The sequence below is a fragment of the Microbacterium sp. ARD32 genome, from assembly GCF_031844385.1.
Classification (GTDB): domain Bacteria; phylum Actinomycetota; class Actinomycetes; order Actinomycetales; family Microbacteriaceae; genus Microbacterium.
Genome location: NZ_JAUZVD010000001.1, coordinates 1,410,560 through 1,435,463 on the forward strand (window position 1 = coordinate 1,410,560; position 24,904 = coordinate 1,435,463).

At 70.0% G+C, this 24,904-nt stretch carries 24 protein-coding genes, 2 tRNA genes and 1 other RNA gene; 17 read left to right on the forward strand and 10 right to left on the reverse strand.

Features of this window, described 5'->3' with window-relative positions:
- Nucleotide 1: 1 nt before the first annotated feature.
- Nucleotides 2-253, reverse strand: a complete 252-nt coding sequence (locus Q9R19_RS06665; protein WP_311255534.1) for an SPOR domain-containing protein — start codon at nt 251-253, stop codon at nt 2-4.
- A gap of 40 nt (nt 254-293) precedes the next feature.
- Here Q9R19_RS06665 and ppgK point away from each other — a divergent pair, with 40 nt between their 5' ends.
- Nucleotides 294-1,040, forward strand: coding sequence for a polyphosphate--glucose phosphotransferase (gene ppgK, locus Q9R19_RS06670; RefSeq protein WP_311255535.1), 747 nt, complete (start codon nt 294-296; stop codon nt 1,038-1,040).
- 59 nt (nt 1,041-1,099) lie between these two features.
- Here the strand turns inward: ppgK and rnpB are convergent.
- The 3 genes from rnpB to Q9R19_RS06685 form a co-directional block, all read right to left on the reverse strand.
- Nucleotides 1,100-1,463, reverse strand: an RNA gene (rnpB, locus tag Q9R19_RS06675) — RNase P RNA component class A.
- A gap of 24 nt (nt 1,464-1,487) precedes the next feature.
- Entirely contained in the window at nt 1,488-3,263 is a 1,776-nt protein-coding gene (locus tag Q9R19_RS06680) for a bifunctional 3'-5' exonuclease/DNA polymerase (protein ID WP_396653450.1), read from the reverse strand.
- 24 nt (nt 3,264-3,287) lie between these two features.
- Nucleotides 3,288-4,022: a C4-type zinc ribbon domain-containing protein gene (locus tag Q9R19_RS06685; RefSeq protein ID WP_311255537.1), complete on the reverse strand. Its 735-nt coding sequence runs from the start codon at nt 4,020-4,022 to the stop codon at nt 3,288-3,290.
- Between the two features lie 76 nt (nt 4,023-4,098).
- Here Q9R19_RS06685 and Q9R19_RS06690 point away from each other — a divergent pair, with 76 nt between their 5' ends.
- From Q9R19_RS06690 to Q9R19_RS06710, 5 genes are all read left to right on the forward strand, one after another.
- Nucleotides 4,099-4,938, forward strand: a complete 840-nt coding sequence (locus Q9R19_RS06690) for an aldo/keto reductase (RefSeq protein WP_311255538.1) — start codon at nt 4,099-4,101, stop codon at nt 4,936-4,938.
- Nucleotides 4,935-5,885 carry an isoprenylcysteine carboxylmethyltransferase family protein gene (locus tag Q9R19_RS06695; RefSeq protein ID WP_311255539.1) on the forward strand — a complete coding sequence of 317 codons (951 nt, stop codon included), beginning with the start codon at nt 4,935-4,937 and terminating at the stop codon, nt 5,883-5,885. The genes Q9R19_RS06690 and Q9R19_RS06695 overlap by 4 nt, the downstream gene beginning before the upstream one ends.
- A 5-nt stretch (nt 5,886-5,890) precedes the next feature.
- Nucleotides 5,891-6,979 (forward strand): acyltransferase, encoded by a 1,089-nt coding sequence (locus Q9R19_RS06700; RefSeq protein ID WP_311255540.1) that lies wholly within the window; start codon nt 5,891-5,893, stop codon nt 6,977-6,979.
- Between the two features lie 99 nt (nt 6,980-7,078).
- Nucleotides 7,079-8,125, forward strand: coding sequence for an iron-containing redox enzyme family protein (locus tag Q9R19_RS06705; protein ID WP_311255541.1), 1,047 nt, complete (start codon nt 7,079-7,081; stop codon nt 8,123-8,125).
- Nucleotides 8,122-8,328: a CDGSH iron-sulfur domain-containing protein gene (locus Q9R19_RS06710; RefSeq protein WP_311255542.1), complete on the forward strand. Its 207-nt coding sequence runs from the start codon at nt 8,122-8,124 to the stop codon at nt 8,326-8,328. The genes Q9R19_RS06705 and Q9R19_RS06710 overlap by 4 nt, the downstream gene beginning before the upstream one ends.
- Before the next feature lie 19 nt (nt 8,329-8,347).
- On the opposite strand, the gene Q9R19_RS06715 is transcribed toward Q9R19_RS06710, so the two are convergent.
- Nucleotides 8,348-8,420 (reverse strand) — tRNA-Val (locus tag Q9R19_RS06715).
- Nucleotides 8,421-8,573: 153 nt separating this feature from the next.
- On the opposite strand from Q9R19_RS06715, the gene aceE reads away from it, so the two are divergent.
- From aceE to Q9R19_RS06745, 6 genes are all read left to right on the forward strand, one after another.
- On the forward strand, nt 8,574-11,300 hold the full coding sequence (aceE, locus tag Q9R19_RS06720; protein WP_311255543.1) for a pyruvate dehydrogenase (acetyl-transferring), homodimeric type: 2,727 nt from the start codon (nt 8,574-8,576) through the stop codon (nt 11,298-11,300).
- A 29-nt stretch (nt 11,301-11,329) separates the two neighbouring features.
- Nucleotides 11,330-12,523 carry a helix-turn-helix domain-containing protein gene (locus Q9R19_RS06725; protein WP_311255890.1) on the forward strand — a complete coding sequence of 398 codons (1,194 nt, stop codon included), beginning with the start codon at nt 11,330-11,332 and terminating at the stop codon, nt 12,521-12,523.
- A gap of 111 nt (nt 12,524-12,634) precedes the next feature.
- Entirely contained in the window at nt 12,635-13,555 is a 921-nt protein-coding gene (locus Q9R19_RS06730) for an ACP S-malonyltransferase (protein ID WP_311255544.1), read from the forward strand.
- Nucleotides 13,552-14,553 (forward strand): beta-ketoacyl-ACP synthase III, encoded by a 1,002-nt coding sequence (locus Q9R19_RS06735; protein ID WP_311255545.1) that lies wholly within the window; start codon nt 13,552-13,554, stop codon nt 14,551-14,553. Before Q9R19_RS06730 ends, Q9R19_RS06735 begins: the two co-directional genes overlap by 4 nt.
- A 62-nt stretch (nt 14,554-14,615) precedes the next feature.
- The gene (locus Q9R19_RS06740) at nt 14,616-14,864 is read left to right on the forward strand and encodes an acyl carrier protein (protein ID WP_087130211.1); all 249 of its coding nucleotides are present in this window, start codon (nt 14,616-14,618) and stop codon (nt 14,862-14,864) included.
- 83 nt (nt 14,865-14,947) lie between these two features.
- Entirely contained in the window at nt 14,948-16,186 is a 1,239-nt protein-coding gene (locus Q9R19_RS06745) for a beta-ketoacyl-[acyl-carrier-protein] synthase family protein (protein ID WP_311255546.1), read from the forward strand.
- A 240-nt stretch (nt 16,187-16,426) separates the two neighbouring features.
- Here the strand turns inward: Q9R19_RS06745 and Q9R19_RS06750 are convergent, their stop codons facing one another.
- Together Q9R19_RS06750 and Q9R19_RS06755 are read right to left on the reverse strand one after the other, a co-directional pair.
- Nucleotides 16,427-16,930, reverse strand: coding sequence for a DUF3145 domain-containing protein (locus Q9R19_RS06750; RefSeq protein WP_311255547.1), 504 nt, complete (start codon nt 16,928-16,930; stop codon nt 16,427-16,429).
- Nucleotides 16,931-17,127: 197 nt separating this feature from the next.
- The gene (locus tag Q9R19_RS06755) at nt 17,128-17,901 is read right to left on the reverse strand and encodes a hypothetical protein (protein WP_311255891.1); all 774 of its coding nucleotides are present in this window, start codon (nt 17,899-17,901) and stop codon (nt 17,128-17,130) included.
- A 173-nt stretch (nt 17,902-18,074) separates the two neighbouring features.
- On the opposite strand from Q9R19_RS06755, the gene Q9R19_RS06760 reads away from it, so the two are divergent.
- Genes Q9R19_RS06760 through Q9R19_RS06770 form a run of 3 tightly spaced genes read left to right on the forward strand, consistent with a single transcriptional unit; the run spans nt 18,075 to nt 22,226 of the window.
- Nucleotides 18,075-20,072: a DUF262 domain-containing protein gene (locus tag Q9R19_RS06760; RefSeq protein ID WP_311255892.1), complete on the forward strand. Its 1,998-nt coding sequence runs from the start codon at nt 18,075-18,077 to the stop codon at nt 20,070-20,072.
- The gene (locus Q9R19_RS06765) at nt 20,072-21,325 is read left to right on the forward strand and encodes an alpha/beta fold hydrolase (protein ID WP_311255548.1); all 1,254 of its coding nucleotides are present in this window, start codon (nt 20,072-20,074) and stop codon (nt 21,323-21,325) included. Before Q9R19_RS06760 ends, Q9R19_RS06765 begins: the two co-directional genes overlap by 1 nt.
- A 7-nt stretch (nt 21,326-21,332) precedes the next feature.
- Nucleotides 21,333-22,226, forward strand: coding sequence for a DUF72 domain-containing protein (locus tag Q9R19_RS06770; protein WP_311255549.1), 894 nt, complete (start codon nt 21,333-21,335; stop codon nt 22,224-22,226).
- Nucleotides 22,227-22,271: 45 nt separating this feature from the next.
- On the opposite strand, the gene Q9R19_RS06775 is transcribed toward Q9R19_RS06770, so the two are convergent.
- A complete protein-coding gene (locus Q9R19_RS06775) occupies nt 22,272-23,279 on the reverse strand; it encodes a YihY/virulence factor BrkB family protein (protein WP_311255550.1) in 1,008 nt (335 codons plus the stop codon).
- Nucleotides 23,280-23,415: 136 nt separating this feature from the next.
- Here Q9R19_RS06775 and Q9R19_RS06780 point away from each other — a divergent pair, with 136 nt between their 5' ends.
- Nucleotides 23,416-23,637 carry a hypothetical protein gene (locus tag Q9R19_RS06780; protein ID WP_311255551.1) on the forward strand — a complete coding sequence of 74 codons (222 nt, stop codon included), beginning with the start codon at nt 23,416-23,418 and terminating at the stop codon, nt 23,635-23,637.
- On the opposite strand, the gene Q9R19_RS06785 is transcribed toward Q9R19_RS06780, so the two are convergent.
- Together Q9R19_RS06785 and Q9R19_RS06790 are read right to left on the reverse strand one after the other, a co-directional pair.
- A tRNA-Ile gene (locus Q9R19_RS06785) sits at nt 23,635-23,708 on the reverse strand. The genes Q9R19_RS06780 and Q9R19_RS06785 overlap by 3 nt on opposite strands.
- 14 nt (nt 23,709-23,722) lie before the next feature.
- Nucleotides 23,723-24,271 carry a gamma carbonic anhydrase family protein gene (locus Q9R19_RS06790; RefSeq protein ID WP_311255552.1) on the reverse strand — a complete coding sequence of 183 codons (549 nt, stop codon included), beginning with the start codon at nt 24,269-24,271 and terminating at the stop codon, nt 23,723-23,725.
- Nucleotides 24,272-24,412: 141 nt separating this feature from the next.
- Between Q9R19_RS06790 and Q9R19_RS06795 the strand changes: the two genes are divergently transcribed.
- Nucleotides 24,413-24,898: a ferritin-like domain-containing protein gene (locus Q9R19_RS06795; RefSeq protein WP_311255553.1), complete on the forward strand. Its 486-nt coding sequence runs from the start codon at nt 24,413-24,415 to the stop codon at nt 24,896-24,898.
- The last annotated feature ends 6 nt before the right edge of the window (nt 24,899-24,904 follow it).

Below are 24,904 nucleotides of genomic sequence, written 5' to 3' on the forward strand. Positions count from 1 at the left end.
CTCACTCGTCGTCGCCCGGGTCGGACAGCGAGCTGCGGCCCCAGGAGTCCTCGGCGGCATCGTCCTCCGCCCAGGCACGGGATCGCTCGCGCAGCTTCTCCGGCGCCAGGGCGGCCTCGTCGGCCGTGTCGAACGGTCCCACCCGGTCGACGGCGGCCGACAGCATGCCGAACTCCACCTCGCCGGTGCTCAGGTTGTACCAGTACTTCTCGTCGCCGTCGGACATCGCAGCTCCTTCGTCGGGATCTGTCACGATCCTAATCGTGCGGGCATACCTGGCTAGGCTATTTCGCATGGCACAGCAGGCAATCGGCGTCGACATCGGCGGCACCGGCATCAAGGCAGGAATCGTCAACCTCGAGCACGGCACGCTCGACTCGGATCGCGTGCGCATCCCGACGCCGAAGGGCGGCCACCCCGCCGACGTGCTGGAGACGGTCAGCAAGGTGCTGCATCAGCTCGGTGCGGCGGATTCGACGCTCCCGCTGGGCGTCGCCTTCCCGGCGATCGTCAAGCGCGGCAGGACGCTGTCGGCGGCCAACGTCGCCAAGGACTGGGTCGGCTTCGAGGCCGAGAAGTTCTTCGAGGACGGGCTGGGCAGGCACATCACCTTCGTCAACGACGCGGATGCCGCCGGCGTCGCCGAGGCGCGCCACGGAGCGGCACGCGACGTGGACGGCCTCACGATCATGACCACGCTCGGCACCGGCATCGGCTCGGCCTTCCTGTACGACGGGGTACTGATCCCCAACACCGAACTCGGGCACCTCGACCGCGGCGGCGAGTCCATCGAGCGGTGGGCCGCGTCCTCGGCGATGGAGCGCGAGGAGCTCTCGTGGGAGGACTGGGCGGCGCGCCTGCAGGAGTTCTACACGCACGTGGAGTTCCTGTTCAGCCCCGACCTGTTCGTGGTCGGCGGCGGCGTCTCCAAGAATCCCGAGAAGTTCCTTCCCCTGCTCGAGCTGAACACGCCGATCATCAACGCGGTGCACCGCAACAACTCCGGCATCATCGGCGCCGCCTCGCTGGCATCCGACTGACGCCCCGAGCACGACGAAGGCTCCGATCTCTGCGATCGGAGCCTTCTGTCGTGCTGAGGCGAGCGGGCCGGCCTGTACGCCGGGTTCTGTTCAGGAGCTCTCGCTCCCTTGACGGCCATCTCTCTCGGCGACACGTTGCCGTGCCGCTCCAGCAACCTACCCGAGGACTCGGCGGGCCGCGTCGACGTCCTCTGTCTGGTCTTGCTCCGGGCGAGGTTTACCTGGCGGGACATGTCACCATGTCCCCCGGTGGTCTCTTACACCACCCTTTCACCCTTACCGACACCCGAGGGCGACGGCGGTCTTCTCTCTGTGGCACTGTCTCGCGGATCACTCCGGGTGGGTGTTACCCACCGCCCTGCCCTGCGGAGCCCGGACGTTCCTCGGTGCGCTCTCGCGCCACGCGACCGTCCGGCCGACCCGCTCGCTCTCCGATTCTACGGGCTCTCACTTGCCGGCGTCGTCGCTGACGTGCAGGTCCAGGGGCACGTCGATCTCGAAGCCGGGGAACAGCCGTGCGGTGGCCGCCTGCGCCGCGTCGCGCACGGCGTCGGCCACGGCATCCGCCTGGTCGGCCGGGCAGTGCACGATCACCTCGTCGTGCAGGAAGAACGCCAGGTGGGCCCGCGCGGCGAACACCGGCCCCGAAGCCGCGGCCGGAACGGATGCCGTCGGCAGCGCCATCAGGCGATGCCTGATCTCGGCGAGCCAGAGCAGCGCCCATTCCGCGGCTGTGCCCTGCACGATGAAGTTGCGCGTGAAGCGCCCGCGGTCCCGTGCACGTCCCCGGGCCCGGGATTCATCCGCCGCCGCCGCGCCGGGATCGCCGGCCTGCGACTGCGCGCGGCGCCAGGAGGCATCCGGGCGCGGCGAGGTGCGGCCCAGCAGCGTGGACACCACCCCGCCCTCCTCGCCGGTGCGCGCGGCGGCGTCGACCAGGCCCATCGCGCGCGGGTACACCGCGCGCAACCGCGGCACGAGTCGGCCGCTCTCCCCCGTCGTCGCCCCGTACATGGCACCCAGCACGGCGTACTTCGCCTCCTGGCGCGTGGCGACCGCCCCAGAGCGCACGACGCCGTCGTACAGATCGGTTCCGCGCGCGGCCTCGGCCATGGCGGCGTCGTGGGACATCGCCGCCAGCACCCGCGGCTCCAGCTGCGCCACGTCCGCCGCGACGAACGTCCACCCCGGATCCGCGCGCACGGCCGACCGCAGCTGCCGCGGGATCTGCAGCGCGCCTCCACCCGATGACGCCCACCTGCCGGTGACCACGCCGCCGGTGAGGTACACCGGCCGGAATCTGTCGTCGTGCACCCACTCGTCCAGCCAGGCCCAGCCGTTCGCGGCGAACAGCCGGGACAGTCGCTTGTACTCCAGAAGCGGCTCGACCACGGGATGCTCGACGCGCGACAGCTCCCACTTGGAGGTGGACTCGATGAACACGCCCACGCGGTGCAGTGCCCGCAGCAGTCGCGGCGGACTGTCCGGGTTGAGCTCGGGATCGTTGAGACGCTCGCAGATCTGCGAGGCCAGTGCCGCCATCCGCGCCGGACGCGCTCCGCTCATCGGCCGCGGGCCCAGTGCCGACTGCAGGATCCGCTCGTGGATCGCCCTGCTCCACGGCAGCCCGGCCGCGGTCATCTCCTCGGCCACGAGCGCTCCGGTCGACTCCGCAGCGCACAGCAGCGGAAGCCGGCCGTCGGCTGCGCCACGCAGTGCGGACAGCTGCGCGCGCCACTGGGTCAGCACCTCGTCGAACCCGTCCGAGCGCGCCACGTGCGGCAGGTCGACGTCGAACAGTCCGGGTTGAGTGATTCGCCCGGCCGTTCCGTCGTCCCCGTCCGTGCGCAGCCAGCGGGGCGAGCCCGGCAGCGGTTCGGCGAGTGAGGCCGTGTCACGCAGGATGGCGTGGCAGAGCGTCAGGTCGCGCGCCCGGCGCAACCGGATGCCGGCGGCCAGCAGCGGCGGGTAGAACGAGCGCAGTGAACGCACGGTCCAGCGGGGCGAGCCCTGCTCCTCCAGCTCGCGCACCCGCTCCGGCAGGCCCTGCTCGGAGATCACCTCGACCGCCGGCGCGTCGAAGGGGTCGGCGAACAGCGCCACCCTCCAGTCGCGACCGTCGGCGCCGCGACCCACCACGGCGTGCGGCGGCGTAGGCTGCGGGCTCGGCGGAGTCACGACATCCGGTCCCTCACCGGCATACGACCTCGCCTCGTCACGCATCTGCAGCGCGACGCCGCAGGGACATCACAGCCCGGACTCCTCCGTGCGCACCAGAATCGCTCCGCACTCGGGGCACGAGAGCACGTCATCCGGCGCGGCCCTGCGCACCTCCGTCAGGTCGGTGCCGGAGAGCACCATGCGGCATCCTTCGCAGACGCCGCGTCGCAGCAGTCCCACGCCGATCCCGTCGCGTTCTGCCCGGCGCTCGAATTCGGCGAGCAGGTCCGGGGCGACGGTGCCGGCGAGAGCGGCGCGGTCGCGACGCAGCTGCTCGCCCTCGGTCGCCGCTGCCGCCATGCCGCTCTTCGCGGCAGCGGTCAGCGCGGCGCCCTCCGCCTGCGTCTGGTCGATCAGCGCCTGCTGCGCGTCGACGGCGGCCTGTGCCTCCTCCACGCGTCCCATCACCTCGAGCTCGGCGTCCTCGAGCATGGCGATCCGACGGGTCAGACTCTCGATCTCGTTCTCCAGCGCCTGCGCCTGCTTCGGGTCGGTCGCCGCCGTCAGGCGCTCTGCGTCCCGATCGCGCCGCTGCGTCGCCAGCGACACATCCGACTCCAGCCGGCTCAGCTCGGTGCGGGCGTCCTCCAGGGCGCCGGCCAGCGATGTCAGCTCCGCCGTCTGCTGCCTGCGGACGCCGGCGAGCTCGTTGATGCGCGCCCCCTGCGCCGGCTGCGTGCGAGCGCGTTCGGCCTGCTGGATGCGGCGGTCCAGGTCGGCGATCTCGAGCAGGGTGCGCTGGTTCTCGGGTGTGGCCTTCACACAGTCAAATCTAGGGCATCCGCCGCGCTCAGCGCGGGGCGCGTAGGCTGACGGAACGTCGACCCGGAGGAGAGTCATGACCGTCATCCCCACCTTCACCGCTCACAACGGCTTCGCGCTGCCGGCGGTGGGACTCGGAACGTATCGGCTGAACGGACAGGCGGGAGCGGATGCCGTGGCCGCCGCCCTGCAGGCGGGCTACCGGCTGGTCGACTCGGCCTTCAACTACGAGAACGAGGGAGCAGTGGGCGCCGGAGTGGCCGCTTCGGGCGTCGATCGCTCCGAGATCATCGTGACCACCAAGCTGCCCGGTCGGCACCACGAGGCCGCAAAGGCCCGAACGAGCCTCGAGGAGAGCCGCTTCCGCCTGGGGCTGGATGCCACCGACCTGCACCTGATCCACTGGCCGAACCCCAGCACGGGCCGGTACGGCGAGGCGTGGCAGGCTCTCGTCGACGCTCAGCAGCGCGGCACGGTGCGCCAGATCGGTGTCTCGAACTTCCTGCCCGAGCACCTGGACCGCATCGAGAGCGAGAGCGGACAGCGACCGGTCGCGAACCAGATCGAAGTGCATCCCTATTTCCCGCAGAGCGACGCCCTCGCACTGCACGCCGAGCGCGGCATCCTCACAGTGGCGTGGAGTCCGCTCGGGCGCGGAGCCGAGTTGCTCGCCGAGCCCGTGATCGTCGAGGTCGCACGGGCGCACGGCATCAGCCCGGCGCAGGTCGTCATCGCGTGGCACGTCGCGCGCGGCACGGTGTCGATTCCGAAGGCCTCCTCGCTCGAGCACCAGCGCGCCAACCTCGACGCCGCATCCGTCTCCCTGGATGCCGCGGAGGTCGACGCCATCACGGCACTCGGTCGCCCCGATGGACGCCTCTTCGGCGCAGACCCGGCCAGCCACGAGGAGATGTGACCCTCGCCGCGCGCCTGGACGCCCGTGCGGGCCGCGCGTACTTCGCCGTCCAGGCCGCCGCGGGCGCTCTCTGGTGGGTCGCGGTGGCGCTGGACCCCGGCATCCGGACGCTGACGCTGGGTGATCTTCCGGCCGGACCGGTCGCGATCGCGGACGTCCCCCTGTTCGTCTTCGCCTCCGTGCTCGCCGCCATCGGCATCCGCTTCGCGGCTCCGGTCGTGACGGGCTGGACGATGCTCGTCGCGGTGATGATGGCCGGGTACGCCACCATCACCGGCCTCGCAGGATGGGGTGCGCTGCTCATGATCGCGGCGATGATCGGCTCCCTCGGTGCGACGCTGCTGGTGCAGCTGAACAGGATCCCGTCGGAGTGGCTGCTGATCGGCCCGTTCCGCGCAAGGGAGGCGGAGTCCGCGCCCGCGCGCGTGCACCTGCTGCGCACAGGCGCGCAGATCGTCATCTTCTGGGGCACGTGCCTTGTCGTCGTCCCCGCTGTCATCGCGATCGTCGAGTGGCGGTGGGGGCTGCGGGTGGCGCTTCCTGTTGCCGTGCCCGCGCTCGGCGGAGTGCTGCTGGCAGCCGCATCGGCGCTCGGCGTGTGGTCGGCGGTGACGATGGCGGGGCGCGGCGACGGCACGCCGCTGCCCATCGCGACCGCACGTCGTCTGATCGTCAGCGGACCGTACCGCTTCGTGCGCAATCCGATGGCGGTGGCGGGGATCACGCAGGGCGTCGCCGTGGGGATGCTGTGCGGATCGTGGCTGGTGGTCGTCTACACGCTGTGCGGATCGCTGGTGTGGAACGATCTCATCCGACCCTGGGAGGAACGCGACCTGGTCGACCGGTTCGGCGCGCCGTACGAGGCGTACCGCGATCGCGTCTCCTGCTGGATCCCGCGACGGCCCCGCCGAGCATCCGGAACGGCACGGCGCCCTCTCGTATACTGACCCGGATGTCCGAGCACACCGAACCCGCGCCGCCTCCGTACACCCGGGCCGAGGCCCGTCGCCGGAGCGAGCGCTCAGGCGCGGACATCAGCCGCGCCCTGGACCGGCACGACCGCCGCATCGGCTGGATGGACCTGCTGCGCGGGCTGTCGATCCTGCTCGTGATCCTGCACCACAGCACGCAGATCACCGTCTACCGGATCGGCGAGGTCCCCGGGTTCTTCGAGTTCCTGAGCGCGTTCTTCGCGCCGTTCCGGATGCCGATGCTGATGTTCCTGTCCGGCCTGCTGGTGGCCGGCTCCCTGCACGCCCCGACCGGCAAGTACGTGTGGGGCAAGGTGCGCCGCATCCTGTGGCCGATCTTCGTCTGGACGATCGTGTACGCGGCGATGGAGTTCGTCGCCGACCCCTCGCAGGCGAAGTACATGCCGTGGGAGCTGGGCTTCTGGAACACCTACCTGTGGTTCATGCAGTTCATCTTCGCGTACTACATCATCGCCCTTCTGATGAGGTGGCTGCCGATCTGGGTGCTGTTCGCCGTGCCGTTCGTGCTGATGTTCGTGATCCCGGGTGAGCTGGAGCTGCTGCGGCGGTTCTTCTACCTGATGCCGTTCTTCTTCCTGGGCGCTTTCATCGAGAAGCACTGGGACGAGTACGCGCGCCGGCTGAGCGTGCCGCTCGCCGCCGCGCTCGCGATCATCCCGATCGGAGTCGGGCTGTACTCCGGGTTCGTCGACGCGCTCTGGTACGAGCCGCTGTCGGCTGTGCCGGCGATGCTCGGCATCATGATCCTCGTCCGGCTCACCGCCATCGCACCGGATGCACGATGGCTGGCCCCTGTGCGGTTCGTCGGCCGGTACTCGCTGATCTACTACGTCTCGCACTACCCGGTGTTCGCGGCGCTCGGCTGGCTGGCGCTGAAGGCCGGGTTCGACAGCCCGACCCTCGGGCTGGTGGCGATCTTCGCCGTGACGGTCGCGATCTCGACGGGATTCGCCCTGCTGGGCCGCAGGATGCCGGTGAGCCTGCTGTTCGAGCTGCCGCGGCGCGTGTGGCCGTCGCGGACAGGACGGCGCTCCCCCGTCACCGGCTGAGCGCGCCTCACTACCCCGGCGGGCTGAGTCCGGTCAAGACCCTGCCACGGCGCGGTGCGAGCGAGCAGAGTGGTGGTCACCGACGACGGGAGACCCTCCATGACGCAGATCGCTCACGCCTCCGCTCGCGGCACCGCGCACCCGCGTGGTCCGCTCAGTGACGCGCTCCTGGCCGCTCTGACCTCGTCGTCCGAGGCCGATGCGGACACGCTGATGCGGCTGTCGGAGTCCGCCGTGCGGGCGTGTGATGACCCGAGGGTCGACGGCGATCTGCAGCTGTCGCTGTTCCTGCTGTACGCATCCGCGTACGGCACGCTCGACGAGCTGGACCCCGGACGGGAATGGGATCCCGCGCTCGTCGCTGCGCGTCGGATGCTGGAGACCGCCTTCGAACAGGCGCTCCGCGAGCGCATCGTCGTTCCCGCGCTGCCCGAGCCCACCGCCGGCGCCGTGTCGCGGGCGCTGTTCGCCCTGGTCGCGGACGACGACGGTCCCAGTCTGTCCCGGCATCTGGCCAGGCGCGCCACTGCCGATCAGGCGCGCGAGTTCCTCATCCAGCGCTCGATCTACACGCTGCGGGAGGCCGATCCGCACTCCTGGGCCATCCCGCGGCTGAGCGGAGCGCCGAAGGCCGCACTCGTGGAGATCCAGTCCGACGAGTACGGCGGCGGACGCCCCGATCGGGTGCACGCCGAGCTGTTCGCGAAGGCGATGCGCGGTGCAGGGCTCGATGACCGCTACGGCGCCTACGTCGATCACGTTCCCGCCATCACGCTCGCCTCGCTGAACATGATGTCGATGTTCGGAGTGAACAGGCGGCTGATCGGTGCGATCGTCGGGCATCTCGCGGCGTTCGAGATGACCTCGTCGATCCCGAACCGCCTCTACGCCGACGGGCTCAGGCGACTCGGGTTCGGGGAGGACGTCACCGACTACTTCGACGAGCACGTCGAGGCGGATGCCGTCCACGAGCAGATCGCCGCCCGCGATCTGGCCGGTGCCCTGGCATCCGAGCGACCGGAGCTTCTGCCCGACATCATGTTCGGCGCAGCCGCGTGCCTCGCCGTGGACGGCGCGGTCGCCGCCCACATGCTCGACTGCTGGACCGGCGCGGAGTCGTCGCTGCGCACGGCGGCGCCGGCATGAGCGCGGCCGAACGGCATCCCACCATCACGCCCTACCCGGACGGGCCGCTGCTCGTGCGCGGCGACGTCGAGCTGCAGACCGCCGACGGCGAGACCATCCCGCGCAGGCGCCGCACGGTGGCGCTGTGCCGGTGCGGGCTCTCCACCATCAAGCCGTTCTGCGACGGAACGCACAAGGCCGCGGGCTTCCGCACCGACGACTGAGCAGGAGGAACGGGGACGGTGGGCCCTGCCGGGATCGAACCGACGACATCCACGGTGTAAACGTGGCGCTCTACCAGCTGAGCTAAAGGCCCTCAGCGCCCCATCCTAGCGGGCGCCGATTGCGGCACCGGGCTCGCGAACGGATATAGGCTGGGCACAGCACGTGCTGTGCAGAGCCGACAACGCTCCCCCACGCTGCTTCCCGTTTCCTTGGCACAACCTGCCAGTAAGACGAAAGGCTCCACGTGACTGTTCACGACCAGGATCCGTACTCCCAGGGCCCCCTCGACAGCGATCCGGAGGAGACCGGCGAGTGGCAGCAGTCGCTCGATGAGCTGGTGGATGCGAAGGGCCACGGCCGCGGGCGTGAGATCATGCTCAGCCTGCTCAAGCGCTCCAAGGACCTTCACCTGGGCGTGCCCATGGTGCCCACCACCGACTACATCAACACGATCGCGCCGGAGAACGAGCCCGAGTTCGGCGGCGATGAGGAGATCGAGCGGCGCTACCGCCACTGGATCCGCTGGAACGCCGCCATCACGGTGCACCGCGCACAGCGCCCCGGCATCGGCGTGGGGGGTCACATCTCCACCTACGCCGGCGCGGCCTCGCTGTACGAGGTCGGCTTCAACCACTTCTTCCGCGGCCAGAACCACCCCGGCGGCGGAGACCAGATCTTCATCCAGGGCCATGCCTCCCCCGGCATCTACGCCCGCTCGTTCCTGGAGGGCCGCCTGAGCGAGGCGGACATGGACGGGTTCCGTCAGGAGAAGTCGCACGAGGGCCACGCCCTGCCCTCCTACCCGCACCCGCGGTCGATGCCGGACTACTGGCAGTTCCCGACCGTGTCGATGGGCCTGGGCCCGATCAACGCGATCTATCAGGCGCAGGCCAACAAGTACCTCACCAATCGCGGCATCAAGGACACGTCCGACCAGCATGTCTGGGCCTTCCTCGGCGACGGCGAGATGGACGAGGTCGAGTCCCGCGGCCAGCTGCAGGTCGCCGCCAACGAAGGTCTGGACAACCTCACCTTCGTGATCAACTGCAACCTGCAGCGCCTGGACGGTCCGGTGCGAGGCAACGGCAAGATCATCCAGGAGCTGGAGTCGTTCTTCCGCGGCGCCGGCTGGAACGTGATCAAGGTCGTCTGGGGCCGGGAGTGGGACGACCTGCTCGCCCGCGACACCGACAACGCGCTGCTGAACATCATGAACGCCACTCCGGACGGCGACTACCAGACCTACAAGGCCGAGTCGGGCGCATACATCCGTGAGCACTTCTTCGGCAAGGACGAGCGCGCCGCAGCCCTGGTCAAGGACTACACCGACGAGCAGATCTGGCAGCTGCGCCGCGGCGGCCACGACTACCGCAAGGTGTTCGCCGCCTACAAGGCCGCGCTCGAGCACAAGGGCCAGCCCACCGTCATCCTCGCCAAGACCGTCAAGGGCTACGGCCTGGGGCCGCACTTCGAGGGCCGCAACGCGACCCACCAGATGAAGAAGATGACGCTGGAGAACCTCAAGACCTTCCGCGACACCATGCAGATCCCGATCACGGACGCGCAGCTCGAGGAGAACCCGTACCTGCCGCCGTACTACCACCCGGGCGAGAACGACGAGACGATCCAGTACATGCTCGAGCGCCGTCGCGCCCTCGGCGGCTTCATCCCCGAGCGCCGCACCGAGCACACCTCGATCACGCTTCCCGGCGACGCCACCTACGCGCTCCCGAAGAAGGGCTCCGGCACGCAGGAGATCGCCACGACCATGGCGTTCGTGCGCCTGCTCAAGGACCTGCTGCGCTCCAAGGACTTCGGCAACCGCATCGTGCCGATCATCCCCGACGAGGCCCGCACCTTCGGCATCGACGCGTACTTCCCGACCGCGAAGATCTACAACCCGAACGGTCAGCACTACACCTCCGTCGACCGCGAGCTGCTGCTGGCCTACAAGGAGAGCCCGCAGGGCCAGATCGTGCACGTCGGCATCAACGAGGCCGGCGCCACGGCCGCGTTCACCGCTGCCGGCACGTCGTACTCCACGCAGGGCGAGCCGCTGATCCCGATCTACATCTTCTACTCGATGTTCGGCTACCAGCGCACCGGCGACGCGCTGTGGGCGGCCGGCGATCAGATGGCACGCGGCTTCGTGATCGGCGCCACGGCGGGCCGCACCACGCTGACCGGTGAGGGCCTGCAGCACGCCGACGGGCACTCGCCGCTGCTCGCCTCGACGAACCCGGCCACCGTGTCGTACGACCCGGCCTACGGGTACGAGATCGCGCACATCATGCGCTCCGGCCTGGAGCGGATGTACGGCGGCACGCACCCGCATCCGGATGTCATGTACTACATCACCGTGTACAACGAGCCGCTCGTGCAGCCGGCCGAGCCCGAGGATGTCGACGTGGACGGCATCATCCGCGGCATCCACCGCATCTCCGTCGACTCCGGCGAGGGACTGAAGGCGCAGCTGTTCGCCTCGGGCGTGGGCGTGCCGTGGGCTCTGGAGGCGCAGGAGCTGCTCCGCAAGGACTGGAACATCAGCGCCGACGTGTGGTCGGTCACCTCGTGGGGCGAGCTGCGCACCGACGGCCTCGCCGCCGACGAGCACAACTTCCTGCATCCCGACCAGGCGCCGCGCACGGCCTACCTCACCGAGAAGCTGCAGGGCGCCGAGGGTCCGGTGATCGCGGTGAGCGATTACATGCACGCCGTGCAGGACCAGATCCGGCAGTGGGTGCCGAACCCGTACTACACGCTCGGCGCCGACGGCTTCGGCTTCTCGGACACCCGTGCGGCCGCCCGCCGGTTCTTCAAGATCGACGGACCGTCGATGGTCGTGCGCACCCTGCAGGCGCTGGCCGACCAGGGCAAGGTGGAGCGCTCCGTGGTGGGCGACGCCATCGCCAAGTACGCGCTGCACGACGTGAACGCGGGCTCCAGCGGAAACGCGGGCGGCGAGAGCTGACACCAGTGACCGGTTCCGCACAGCCGGCCATGGACAAGGCCGCCACTCTCGCCTGGCTGCGCCGGATCTCCGGCGACATCGCCACGGTGACGATCAAGCGGCTCGAGGACACCCTGCCCTGGTACGCCGACATGCCGCCGGCCCGGCGCTCCGCCGTCGGGCTGGTGGCGCAGGCGGGCATCACCTCGTTCATCCAGTGGTACGAGGATCCGTCCTCCACTCCCTGGATCGCGGCGGACATCTTCGCGGCGGCCCCTCGCGAGCTGCTGCGCAGCGTGAGCCTGCAGCAGACGCTGCAGCTGATCCGGGTGACGGTCGCCGTCACCGAGGAACGGGTGGCCGGACGCGGCGACGAGCTGCGCGAAGCGATTCTGCTGTACTCGCGGGATGTCGCGTTCGCCTCGGCCGACGTCTACGCCCGTGCCGCCGAGGCGCGGGGGCTGTGGGATGCCCGGCTGGAGGCACTGGTGGTGGATTCGATCCTCACCGGCGAGGCCGACGAGGAGCTGCCCAGCCGCATCGCCGCGCTGGGATGGCACGGACACGGCGAGGTCTGCGTGCTGGTGGGCACCACGCCGCCGCAGTTCGATGTGGACCAGGTGCGCCGCATCGCACGCCGGCTCTCGGTGGACGTGCTGATCGGAGTGCAGGGGTCGCGCCTCGTTCTGGTGGTGGGTCGCGCCCGGGTGCCCGGCAAGGAGTCCGCAGAGGGTGAGGAGCTGCCGTTCGCCGAGATCGCGCAGCGCCTGGAGCCGTCGTTCGGCCCGGGTTACGTCGTGCTCGGCCCGCCGGTCGCCGCGCTGGTGGATGCCGGCCAGAGCGCCCGCGCGGCGCTCGCCGGCTTCGCCGTCGCACGGGGCTGGCGCGGCGCGCCCCGCCCCGTCGAGGCCGACGATCTGCTGCCAGAGCGGGCACTGGCCGGCGACACGCTCGCCAAGCAGACGCTGATCGAGCGGATCTTCCGCCCGCTGCAGTCGCACTCCCCCGATCTTGTCGCCACGCTGTGGAGCTACCTCGACAACGGACGGTCTCTGGAGGCCACGGCCCGCGAGCTGTTCGTGCACCCGAACACGGTGCGCTACCGCCTCAAGCGCGTCAGCGAAGTGATCGGGTGGGATGCCACCGGTCCCCGCGAGGCGCTCATCCTGCAGACCGCGCTGATCCTGGGCTCGATCGGCACCTCGGAGCCGCCCCGCCGCCGCCCCGCCCCGCGTCGTCGCTGAGACGCAGTCGGGGGCTCCGCACCTATCGGCTGTGCGCCACACACAAACGAAACGCGGATTCTTGTGATGGATCATCCACTCACTCCGCGCCATCGTTGGCAGAATGGATGGGTGATCGTCGTCGCCTGCCCTGGACAGGGCTCCCAGACCCCCGGTTTCCTCGCACCCTGGCTCGAGCTGGACGGCGTCGCCGATCAGCTCGCCGCGTTCTCCGAATCGGCCGAGGTCGATCTGGTCGCGCACGGCACCGAATCGGATGCCGACACCATCCGCGACACGCGCATCGCGCAGCCCCTGATCGTGGCTGCGTCGCTGATCGCGATGACGCAGCTGTCGCTCCGAGCCGGACGCGGCGCTGACGGCGTCGCGGGCCACTCTGTGGGCGAGCTCGCAGCCCTGGTCGGCGCTGGAGTGATCAGCGCGGATGCCGCGATGCGTCTGGTCGGCATCCGCGGGCGAGCGATGGCGGATGCCGCAGCCCAGGCGCCCACCGGCATGAGCGCTGTGCTCGGCGGCGACGCCGACGACGTGCTCGCACTGCTGGCGGAGCTGGAGCTCACCCCGGCCAACTACAACGTCGCGGGTCAGGTCGTCGCCGCGGGGTCGCTCGGGAGCCTGGCGACGCTGGCCGAGCGCGCCCCGCGCGGCGTGCGCGTGATGCCTCTCCAGGTGGCGGGCGCTTTCCACACCTCGTACATGGCACCCGCCGTCGCCACCCTCCGCACGGCTGTCGACGATGTGGTCGCGGACGACCCCGGCATCACGCTGTGGTCCAACCGCGACGGCGCCATCGTCTCCGACGGACGTGATGCGCTCGACCGCATCGTCACCCAGGTCTCCTCACCGGTGCGGTGGGATCTGTGCATGGAGTCGATGGCGGATGCCGGCATAACCGGGTTCATCGAGGTCGCACCCGCCGGCGCCCTCGTGGGCCTCGCCAAGCGCGGACTGAAGGGCGTCCCTCAGGTCGCGGTGAAGACCCCCGACGACCTCGACGCAGCAGTCGCGCTGCTGAATGGAGAAGCAGCATGACCCCCGCCATCACCCAGGCCACCGGAGCAGCGCACACTCGCATCCTCGCCGTCGGCGCCGCGCGCGGTGAGAACGCGGTCCCGAACGACGACCTGATCGGCCCGATCGACTCGAGCGATGAGTGGATCCGTCAGCGCACAGGCATCATCACACGTGCGCGCGCCGTTCCGGCCACCACGGCGATCGACCTGTCCGCGACCGCGGCAGCCGAGGCCGTCGAGCGCTCCGGCGTCGACCCGGCGCAGATCGATCTGGTCATCGTCGCCACCATCAGCAACCCGAAGCAGACCCCGTCGGTGTCCGCGATCGTCGCCGATCGCATCGGAGCGACGCCCGCCGCCGCGTACGACATCAACGCCGCCTGCGCCGGCTACGCCTACGCCGTCGCGCAGGCCGACGCGCTGATCCGTGCCGGCGCCGCGCACTACGCCGTGGTGATCGGCGCCGAGAAGCTGTCCGACATCGTGGACCCGGCCGACCGCAGCATCTCGTTCCTGCTCGGCGACGGCGCCGGTGCCGTCGTGATCGGCCCCAGCGACGAACCCGGCATCTCTGCCACCGTCTGGGGCTCTGACGGCTCGAAGGCCGACCTGGTGGGCATGAACCACACCCTCACCGACTTCCGCGACGGAAAGGCGCCCTGGCCGACGCTGCGACAGGAGGGGCCGCGCGTGTTCCGCTGGGCCGTGTGGGAGATGGCCAAGGTCGCCCGCGAGGCGCTCGAGAGGGCAGGCATCCAGGCATCCGATCTGGCGGCCTTCATCCCGCACCAGGCGAACCTGCGCATCGTGGAGGAGTTCGCCAAGCAGCTGGGACTCCCCGAGTCCACCGTGATCGCGCGCGACATCGAGACCACAGGCAATACGTCGGCCGCCTCGATCCCGCTCGCGACCCACCGTCTGCTCGAAGAACATCCCGAGCTCAGCGGTGGTCTGGCGCTGCAGATCGGCTTCGGCGCAGGGCTCGTCTTCGGCGCGCAGGTGGTGGTGCTCCCCTGATGGGGGCGCCCTTCCCTAGACTGTTCAGCGGTTCCGAAACAATCCGAGAAAGAGGAAACACCATGGCTCTCACCAACGACGAGGTCCTCGCAGGGCTTGCCGAGCTGGTCACCGACGAGACCGGCATCGACGCATCGGAGGTCGCGATGGAGAAGTCGTTCACCGACGACCTCGACATCGACTCCATCTCGATGATGACGATCGTCGTCAACGCCGAGGAGAAGTTCGGCGTGACGATCCCCGACGACGAGGTCAAGAACCTCAAGACCGTCGCCGACGCCGTCAACTTCATCGTCGCCGGCCAGGAGTGACACCGCGGATGCCACCCCCCGCTGCCGCAGGCGCGGGGCGTGGCATCCTCCTTCCCTGACATCCTCCTCACGAAGGACCCTTCATGACCAAGCGAATCGTCGTCACCGGGATCGGCGCCACGTCAGCTCTGGGCGGCACGGCCGCCGAGAACTGGACCAACCTGCTCGCCGGCGTCTCCGGCACGCGCACGCTGGAGCACGACTGGATCGAGAAGTACCAGATCCCCGTGCACTTCGCCGCAGAGGCCAGCGTCCGTCCCGAGGAGGTGCTGCCGCGCCATGAGGCGAAGCGGCTGGACCCGTCGACGCAGTTCGCGCTGATCGCCGCTCGTGAGGCGTGGGAGGATGCCGGCGCTCCCGACATCGCGCCGGAGCGCCTCGGCGTCGACTGGGCAACCGGCATCGGCGGCGTGTGGACGCTGCTGGACGCGTGGGACACCCTGCGCGAGAAGGGTCCGCGCCGAGTCATGCCGCTGACGGTGCCGATGCTCATGCCGAACGCCGGCGCCGGCAACCTCTCGCTCCACTTCCACGCCAAGGCGTTCGCCCGCACCGTGGTCAGCGCCTGCGCCTCGAGCACGGAGTCGATCGCCAACGCGTACGAGCACCTGCAGGACGGCCTGGCCGATGTGGTCATCGCCGGAGGAGCGGAATCCGCGATCCATCCGATCACGATGGCGTCGTTCGCCTCGGCGCAGGCTCTGTCGCGCCGCAACGACGACCCCGCCACCGCGTCGCGTCCCGGCGCGATCGACCGCGACGGCTTCGTGATGGGCGAGGGCGGCGCAGCGCTGGTCCTCGAGACCGAGGAGCACGCCAGGACGCGCGGCGCGAAGATCTACGCGTACCTCGTCGGCGGCGGCGTCTCGGCCGACTCCTACCACATCACGGGCAACGACCCTGAGGGGGCCGGCGCCGCCCGCGCCGTCGAGGCCGCTCTCGCCCAGGCGGGTGCGAGCCCCGACGAGGTGTCGCACATCAATGCGCACGCCACCTCCACCCCGGTCGGAGATCCCAATGAGTACGAGGCGCTGAAGCGCGTGTTCGGAGAGCGCATCGATCAGATCCCGGTCTCGGCGACCAAGGCATCCACCGGCCATCTGCTCGGCGGCACCGGTGCTCTCGAGGCCGTCTACACGATCCTCGCCCTGCGGGACCGCGTGGCTCCCCCGACCATCAACATGACCGAGCCCGACCCTGCCGTCCCGTTCAAGCTCTCGGTGCAGCCGCAGCCGCTCGGCGACGGCGACCTGCTCGCGATCAGCAACTCGTTCGGCTTCGGCGGGCACAACGCGGTGGTCGCCTTCCGCAGCGCCGACTGACGCCTCGACGAACAGACCATGGGGCTCGGGGACGGCGGGGCGGTTCAGCCGTCCCCGCGCCTGGTCCCCAGGTGACCGCCGTGATCTGATCGGGACAGGACGAAGCCTCCGTGACCCTCGGGGTCAGGAGGCTTCGTCGTCGTGCGGAGGATTCGCTTTCTCGTCGTCCGGGAGCGTGTCACCGGATCGGCGCTACTCACGCCTCCTCCGCAGGTCTGTGCGGTCGCTGTGCGCCGGGTGTCAGCCCACCTTGTGCAGCCAGACGACCCTGGCATCGTCGCCCGCGTGCCGGAAGGGCTCCAGCTCCTCGTCCCAGGCCGCGCCGAGTGCGACATCCAGCTCACGCTGCAGCTCGACCATGCTGCCCGCTGCGATCTCCATCGCGTAGCGGATGCGGTCCTCGCCGATCACGACGTTTCCGGCGGTGTCGGTCTGCGCGTAATGGATGCCCAGGTCGGGGGTGTGCATCCAGCGACCGCCGTCGTTGCCAGCAGTCGGGTCCTCCGAGACCTCGAAGCGCAGGTGCTCCCAGCCGCGGATGGCCGTCGCGATGGCGGAGCCCGTGCCCACCGGGCCGTCCCAGTAGAACTCCGCCCGGCGCGTGCCCGGCTGCACCGGCTGGTCGCTCCAGTCGAAGTTGACGGCGCGACCGACAGCGCGTCCGACCGCCCATTCCAGGTGCGGGCAGAGCGCGCGAGGTGCGGAGTGGACGTAGACCACTCCGCGTGCGTATCCCGTCGCCATGATCTCTCCGTTTCATCAGGTGCGTCTTCCCCTACGACCTGACCGAAGAACCTCGGCGAGCTATGCGGTTATGAGGTGATTATCACCCAGATCCGGGCGAATCACAAGCGTGTGATTCGCCCGGATGCTTCGACAGGCTCAGCAACCCGCCAGGGGTCCCTGAGCCTGTCGAAGGGTCGAGCCTGCGGATGCGGGGCTCAGGCCTCGCTCATGGCGAGCTTGGCCTGCTGTCCCTTGGCCGCGTAGTAGGCGGCGCGAGCGGCATCCTTGCGGGCCTGCTCGGCGTAGCCGTGCTCGAGCACGTCCTGCGGCACCTCGAACTGCTCGTGCGTGTTCCGGCCGTTGTACTTCTCGATGTAGGCGTCGAGCTCGGGGCCGGAGGTCCACGACGTGATCAGGTTGTAGCGCGGCTCGGTGCCGTTGTGCGTGGTGGCGTGCCAGAGGCGCTGCGTGTCGATGATCAGCTGCGCGCCGGCCGGCAGCGCGATGCGCACCTCGCCCTGCGGGTCGGTGCGGTTCTCACGCAGCACGAAGAAGCTGTCCTTGTCGTCGGTGAGGTTGAAGAACCCGCGGACGACCCAGCCGGTGCCGTCAGGGTTGAGGCGGTTGTTGTCGTCCTGGTGCAGGTTGTAGAGGCAGTCGCCGTACGGCGTGGGCTGCAGCTCGATCACGCGGCAGCGACCGACGTTCGCACCCGGCTCCTGAGCGCGACGGGTGAGGTTCGGGGCCTTGGCGACCTGCGAGTCGATCCAGACGCCGTCCTTGTCGGTGCGCGGCGGCTTGTGGTTCCAGAAGCCGTTGCACTCGATCTCGCCCTTGGCGCTCGCGAGCGGAGCGAAACGAGTGTCCCCGGAGGACTTCCAGTCGACGTACTCGATGTCCAGCCACTCCTTGGGGTCGAGCTCCTGAGCGTAGCTGTCGAGAACGACGAAACCGGTCTCCTCGAGGGCTGCGGACTTGATGTATCCCATGATCTCAGTCATGTCCTTTCGTAGCGGGCCAGCACGTTTTAACAGGCCCTACTTAGGCAAGCCTACATCGGGGCCCTGGACGCGCCGTGGAGCCCGGCTGCGCAGAATCGCTCCGGACTAGACTCGTTGCGGCAGCACCCACAGGCCCGCCCGATCGGAGGACTCACGCAGTGATGGCAACGGGGACCAATGTCGAAGCGAACGCGACGGGCACCATCGAATGGCTCGCCGCACCGACCACGAACATCGTCGTCCCGGTCTATCAGCGGCAGTACCGCTGGGACATCGGCGCCTGCGAGAAGCTGCTCTCGGACGTGCGCGCCGTGGCCGCGGAAGATGCCGATCACCGGCACTTCATCGGCTCGATCCTCTCCGCTCAGGATGCCGACGGCGGCGACCTCGTGCTGATCGACGGGCAGCAGCGGGTGACCACCGTCATGCTGCTGATCGCCGCGCTGCACCACGCCGTCCGCGAGAGCGACCCGGCCATCGCATCCGAGCTGGAGCGCGTGCTGGTGCGCGCCGACGACTCCACCCGCACCAAGCTGCGCCCGCACCACGCCTGGGCCGACCTCTACGAGTCGGTGGTGCTCGATCGTCGCTCGGATGCCGATCGCGAATCGCGCTTCGACGACAACTACGCGTTCTTCCGCAGCCAGGTGCACGCCGACGAGGCCGCCCGCATCTGGCAGGGACTGCAGAGGCTCGAGCACGTCTCGATCACTCTGGGCGCATCGGCGAACGCGCAGCAGATCTTCGAGAGCCTGAACTCCACCGGTCAGCCGCTGCGCGACCACGAGCTGATCCACAACTACATCCTGATGGGGCTCTCGCACGCCGAGCAGCTGCGCGTCGAGGAGGAGTTCTGGCTGCCGATCGAGCAGCACACCGGCGAGACGATCGGCGCGTTCTGGCGTCACTACCTGGTGATGACGACGGGCCGCGAGATCGATGCGGTCGGCGAGCACGGCGTGTACGCGGCCTTCCGCGGCTCCTTCCCCCGGCTCGACCTCGCACGGCTGCGCGAGGATGCCGCGGCCTGGCGCGAGCACGCCGAGATCTACGGCATCCTGCTGGACCCGAGTCGCGAGCCCGACGACGGCATCCGCCTGCACCTGCAGCATGTGAACGCCTTCGGCCGGGCCACCTATCCGCTCGTCATGAGCGCGTACGGCGATCACCGTCGCGGCGCGATCACCCGCGCTGAGCTCATCGAGGTGCTGGAGTGGGTGCAGGCGCTGTTCCTGCGTCGCGCGATCGTGGGCCTGCCGACGAACCGCCTGATCGCGCGGCTGTGCCGTGCACGGTCGCAGAGCCGGGATTCCCTGATGCGCGCCGTCGCGCGCATCACGCCCTCCGACGAGCGCGTGAGCGCCGTGCTGAAGTACGGCGAGCTCCCCCACCCCGCCTACGTGCTCGGGCGGCTCGAGAACGTGGCGGATCCGACCGGCTTCGACGTGGAGAGCATCGTGCCCGCCGCTCCCGCCGACGGGTGGAGCGGTGACGGCGTCCGGCCGTGGCGGGAGTACTCCGAGGACGAGCAGAACAGCCACCGCGCCCTCGCCCCCACCCTGGGCAATCTCACCCTGCTGGAGCAGTCGCTCACCGAGCGGGTGTTCGGCGCCTCGTACCCCGAGAAGCGCACGCAGGCGTATGCGCGCAGCGCGGTCGAGGAGAATCGTGCGCTCGCCCGGGAGGAGACGTGGGGCACGGCCGCGATCTCGGCGCGCACCGTTCGGCTGAGCGCGGACCTGGTGCGGATCTGGGCGCGTCCGGAGGTGGGCGAGATCGACGACGACGGACTGACGCCGGTGCTGGATGCCGTGCGCCGACGCGGATGGCCCGCCGGCTGGGATCGCGAGTTCGACTACTGCGAGTACCGCGGCGAGCACTGGGAGGTCAAGGACGTCAAGGCGCTCTTCAACCGCGTCTTCCGGCGCGCCTGGACCGACGACCGCCCGGCGGCCCTGGCATACAGCGCGCGCCACGGCGGGCCGCTGTACGACGAGATGGCCTGGAAGGGGCACTGGGACACGCTCGCCGAGGGATGCCACCTCTACATGGGCTGGGATTCCAACTACATGATGACCGCCCTGCAGGGCGTGCTGGAGGAGTCCGGCATCGCCGCCGAGGTGTTCGTGAAGTACTCCTACATCGGAGACGTGATGTGATGACCGACCGCACGACGACGCGCCGCATGCCCGGCTTGACGATCCAGGACCACACGCTCGCCGTTCCGCTGGTGTGGGGAGACCCGGCCGATGCTCGCACGATCGACGTGTTCGCGGCGGTCGTGACGCGTGAGGGCGGCGAGGATCTGCCGTACCTGCTGTACCTGCAGGGCGGCCCGGGGCACGAGGCGCCGCGCGCGTTCGGCAGTCCGTCGTCGCCCGCGTGGCTGGATGCCGCGCTGAAGGAGCATCGTGTGGTGCTGCTCGACCAGCGGGGCACGGGACGCTCGACCGCGATCGGCGATCGCGACCTGGAGCGTGGAGCGGATGCCGTGGCCGAGCGCCTCACGCACCTGCGGGCGGATTCGATCGTGCGCGACGCGGAGGCGCTCCGCGAGCACCTGGGCGCTGCGACCTGGAACGTGCTCGGGCAGTCGTTCGGCGGCTTCACGACGCTCGCCTACCTGTCGACGGATGCCGAGTCACTGCATCACGTGTACTTCACCGGCGGGCTCAGCACGATCGATCGCACGCCCGACGAGGTCTACGCGCTCTGCTACGACAAGATGCGCGTCGCCTCGGAACGCTACTACCGGCGCTTCCCCGAGCACCGCGACAGCATGCGCCGGCTGGTCGACCTCGCGGCATCCGGTGACATCGTGCTGGCGGACGGCGAGGTCGTCTCTCCCTCGCGTCTGCGCTCGGTCGGGTCGGCACTGGGCACCAACGACGGCTGGCAGACGGTCTGGTCGCTGCTGGAGCTCGACCCGGCATCCAACGCCTTCCGGCACGACCTGGCGGCGGCCATGCCGTTCGACGGCCGCAACCCGCTGTACTTCGTCTTCCACGAGTCCAGCTACGCGTCCGGTCACGCCACGCGCTGGTCCGCCGAGCGCGTGGAGCCGGCCGACTTCGTCGACGACATGTCGCTGTTCACCGGTGAGCACGTGCGCCGGGAGTGGTCCGAGACCGTGCCCGCGTTCCAGCCGTGGCGGGAGGTGACGCTCGCGCTCGCCGAGCACGAGTGGCCGAGGATCTACGACCGCAGCGCACTCGAGGCATCGGATGCCCGGGGAGCCGCTGCCGTCTACGTGAACGACGTCTACGTACCGGTGGAGTACTCGCTCGAGACGGCCCGGCTGCTGCCCGGCGTGACCCCGTGGGTGACGAGCGAGCACGAGCACAACGGCCTGCGCGCCGGCCCCGTGCTGGAGCACCTGATCGACCTCGCCCACGGACGCCGCGTGCGTTGAGGCCGCGATGGATGCATCGCCGAACACCGAGGGTCCCGGCCCCGGGGGCCGCATCCGGGTGGGCACGTCGGGATGGCGGTACGCCTCCTGGCGGGGTGACTTCTATCCGCGCGGACTCGTGCAGCGCCGCGAGCTGGCGTATCTGGGCGACCGCCTCTCCACGGTGGAGATCAACGGGAGCTTCTACTCGCTGCAGCGTCCGGACAGCTACCGGCGCTGGCGCGACAGCGTGCCCGACGACTTCACGTTCGCGGTGAAGGGGTCGCGGTACATCACCCACATGCGGCGCCTGCGAGACGTGCGCACCGCGCTGGCGAACTTCTTCGCCTCCGGCGTGCTCGCACTCGGTCCCGCCCTGGGCCCGTTCCTGTGGCAGCTGCCGGCGCGACTGGAGTTCGATCAGGGCCTGCTCGAGGACTTCATCGCGCAGCTGCCGACGTCCACCGCGCACGCGCAGGCGCTCGCCGGCGAGCACGACGAGCGGCTGGATGGCCGCGCCTGGCTGGAGATCGACGAGGACCGTCCGCTGCGGCACGCCCTGGAGCCGAGGGCGCGCAGCTTCGACGATCCGGCGCTTCCGGCGCTGCTGCGCGCGCATGGGGTCGCGCTCGCCGTGGCCGACACCGCCGGCCGCTGGCCTCGGTTCGACGCGGACACCGCCGACTTCGCGTACCTGCGGCTGCACGGCTCCACAGAGCTGTACACCAGCGGCTACGACGCCGGAGAGCTGCGAGCGTGGGCCCGGCAGGCCATCGACTGGGCGCAGGGCGACGCAGGCGGCACCGGACCGCGCGACGTGTACGTCTACTTCGACAACGACGCGCACGGTCATGCACCGCACGACGCCGTCGCTCTTGCGGCGCTCATCGCCGGCGAGGGGGCGGACGGCCGAGAGGGATAGGCGCGCCGTCGGCCGGTCACACTGCGGAGCGGCCGGGCTGCCCGGTCACGGGCGGGATCGGCGGATGCGGCGCGCGCGGCGCGCGTCGCGCACGTCGTTCTCGGCGTTGCGCTGGAGGCGCTCCGTGCCGCGCAGCTGCACCTGCAGCGTGCGCTCGGCCGGGATGCCGGCGCGCAGTTCCCGAAGCCGCTCGAGCTCCGCATCGAAGAGCGCACCGACGAGCAGCGCCATGTTGCCCAGCCACAGCCAGACGAGGAAGACCACGATCCCCGCGAACGAGCCGTACAGCCGGTCGTAGTTCGCGACGCTGCCGACGTAGAAGCCGAATCCCGCCGACGCCAGCGCGAAGAGCACGATGGCGATCGCCGCGCCGACGCTGACGAGACGGAAACGCGGATGCCGGACGTTCGGCGCGAAGTAGTACAGGATCGCGACGACCAGCATGACGACGAGCACGACGGCGGGCCAGCGCGCCAGCCGCCACACGGTGAGGGTGACCTCGCCGGCGCCCAGCGCCCGCCCCAGTGACCGGGCGACGGGCCAGCTGAGGGCGGCGAGCAGACCGGCGATCCAGACCAGCACGAACACCGCCAGAGTGATCAGCAGCTGCACGGGCTTCGCCTTCCACACCACGCGTCCCTCGGGCACGTCATAGGCGCGATTGATCGCCCGGCCGAGCGCGGTGACATAGCGCGCGACCGACCACAGCGCGACCACGAGCGAGATCGTCAGCACCCATCCGCCGCCGGCCGAAGCCGCGGCATCCTCGACGGGCTCCCTGATGTCCGCGATGATGCTCGCGTCGAGCACCTCCTCGCCGGCGTCCAGGATGGCGCTGATGACATCCTGCTTGCGCCCCGTCAGGCCGATCAGCGAGAACGCCGCGACGATCGCAGGAAACCCGGCGAGCACCGCGTAGAACGTGAGTCCGGCGGCGGCATCCGCGCTCGAGGTGCGGAAGAAGCCGCGCGCCACCCGGCCGATGACCAGCCTCCACTGAGCGCGATGCGCTCCGTCGCGTCCCGTCGCGGGCGGGTGTTCATGCCTGGGCATCCTCACAGTATTCCCCGCTTCCGTCTCGGCGCCGTCTCCCTTGCTCGCACCGCTCCCCCGATGCTAGGGCGCTCTCCCGGGTGCTGCCGCTGTCAACCCCCTGGGCATCTCACCTGCGGCGCGGGAGGGTCGTGCCATGACTGATGCGACATCCGCGACCCCGCAGAGGCACGCCGACGGCGAGCAGGAGCCGGACACCGAGGACCTTCAGGAGCCCAGCACCGAGAAGGACGTCGATGAGGAGCCCAGGGCCGAGAAGCCGCACGACCCCGAACCCGACCACCAGGCGGTGGGCATCGGTGTCGTCGGCGGACCCCAGACCGACACGGACGACACGGACGACGAGAGCGCCGAGTAGGGCGGGCGGGACTTGAACCCGCGATCGTTGGGTTATGAGCCCACTGCCTTCACCAGCTTGGCCACCGCCCCGTAGATGCACCAGCCTACCGGTGCGCTCCGAGCGCTCGCGCCGCCGAGTGCGTGTCGATGTGGCCCAGGTAGATCTCGGCGTTCGTGATCAGGCCGTCCCGCTCCTCGTCCGTCAGAGCGCGGCGCACCTTCGCCGGGACTCCGGCGACCAGCGATCCGTCCGGCACCTCGGTGCCGCCCAGCACGACGGCGCCGCCTGCGACCAGGCATCCGCTGCCGATGACCGCGCCGCTGAGCACCACGGCGCCCATCCCGATCAGCGACCCGTCGCCGATCGTGCATCCGTGGACCACCGCGTTGTGCCCGATCGAGACGCGCTCGCCGATCCGCACGCCGTGCCCGGAGTCGACGTGCACCGACACGTTGTCCTGCACGTTGCTGCCCGCCCCGACCACGATCGCAGCGGAGTCCCCACGCAGCACGGCGTTGTACCAGACACTCGCTCGAGAGCCCAGCTCGACCTCGCCGACGATGCGCGCGCCGTCGGCGACGAATGCGTCCTCGGCGATCTGCGGCGTGCGGTCGGTCAGGGCAATGACGGATGCCGATTCAGCGACGCTCATGCAGGAGAGCCTACCCTCAGAACCGCGGAATCACGCGGCTCAGCGGCCCGGTAAGCGTTGCCTTGGCTTGCTTGCGGAATGCCCTGGCGTGAGTAGCGTTGACATCGACAAGGCCCGTCTCGACCACTTTCGGAGGATCCCATGAGCAAGGCAGACACCGTTCCCACCACCGCCGTCGACCCGACCGTCGCGGCAGCCGCAGCCCAGTTCCTCTCCCCCGTCGTCCACGGCCTGGAGGCACTCACCGTCAACGGCAAGCAGGCGCACTGGCACGTGCGCGGGGCGAACTTCGTGGGTGTGCACGAACTGCTCGACACGATCGTCGCGCACGCGGGCGACTTCGCCGACACCGCCGCGGAGCGCATCGTCGCCCTCGGCCTGCCGATCGACTCGCGCATCGGGACCGTCGCCGCGAAGGCCGCTGCCACTGCCGTGCCGGCCGGCTTCGCGCAGTCCGACGAGCTGGTGCGCGCGGTCATCGCGGACATCGATGCGATCATCGCCGACGTGAAGGCCGCGGTCGAAGGCCTCGATGACGTCGATCTCACCAGCCAGGACGTCGCGATCGAGATCCAGCGCGGCCTCGAGAAGGACCGCTGGTTCCTGGTCTCGCACATCGCGGCCTGACGCTTC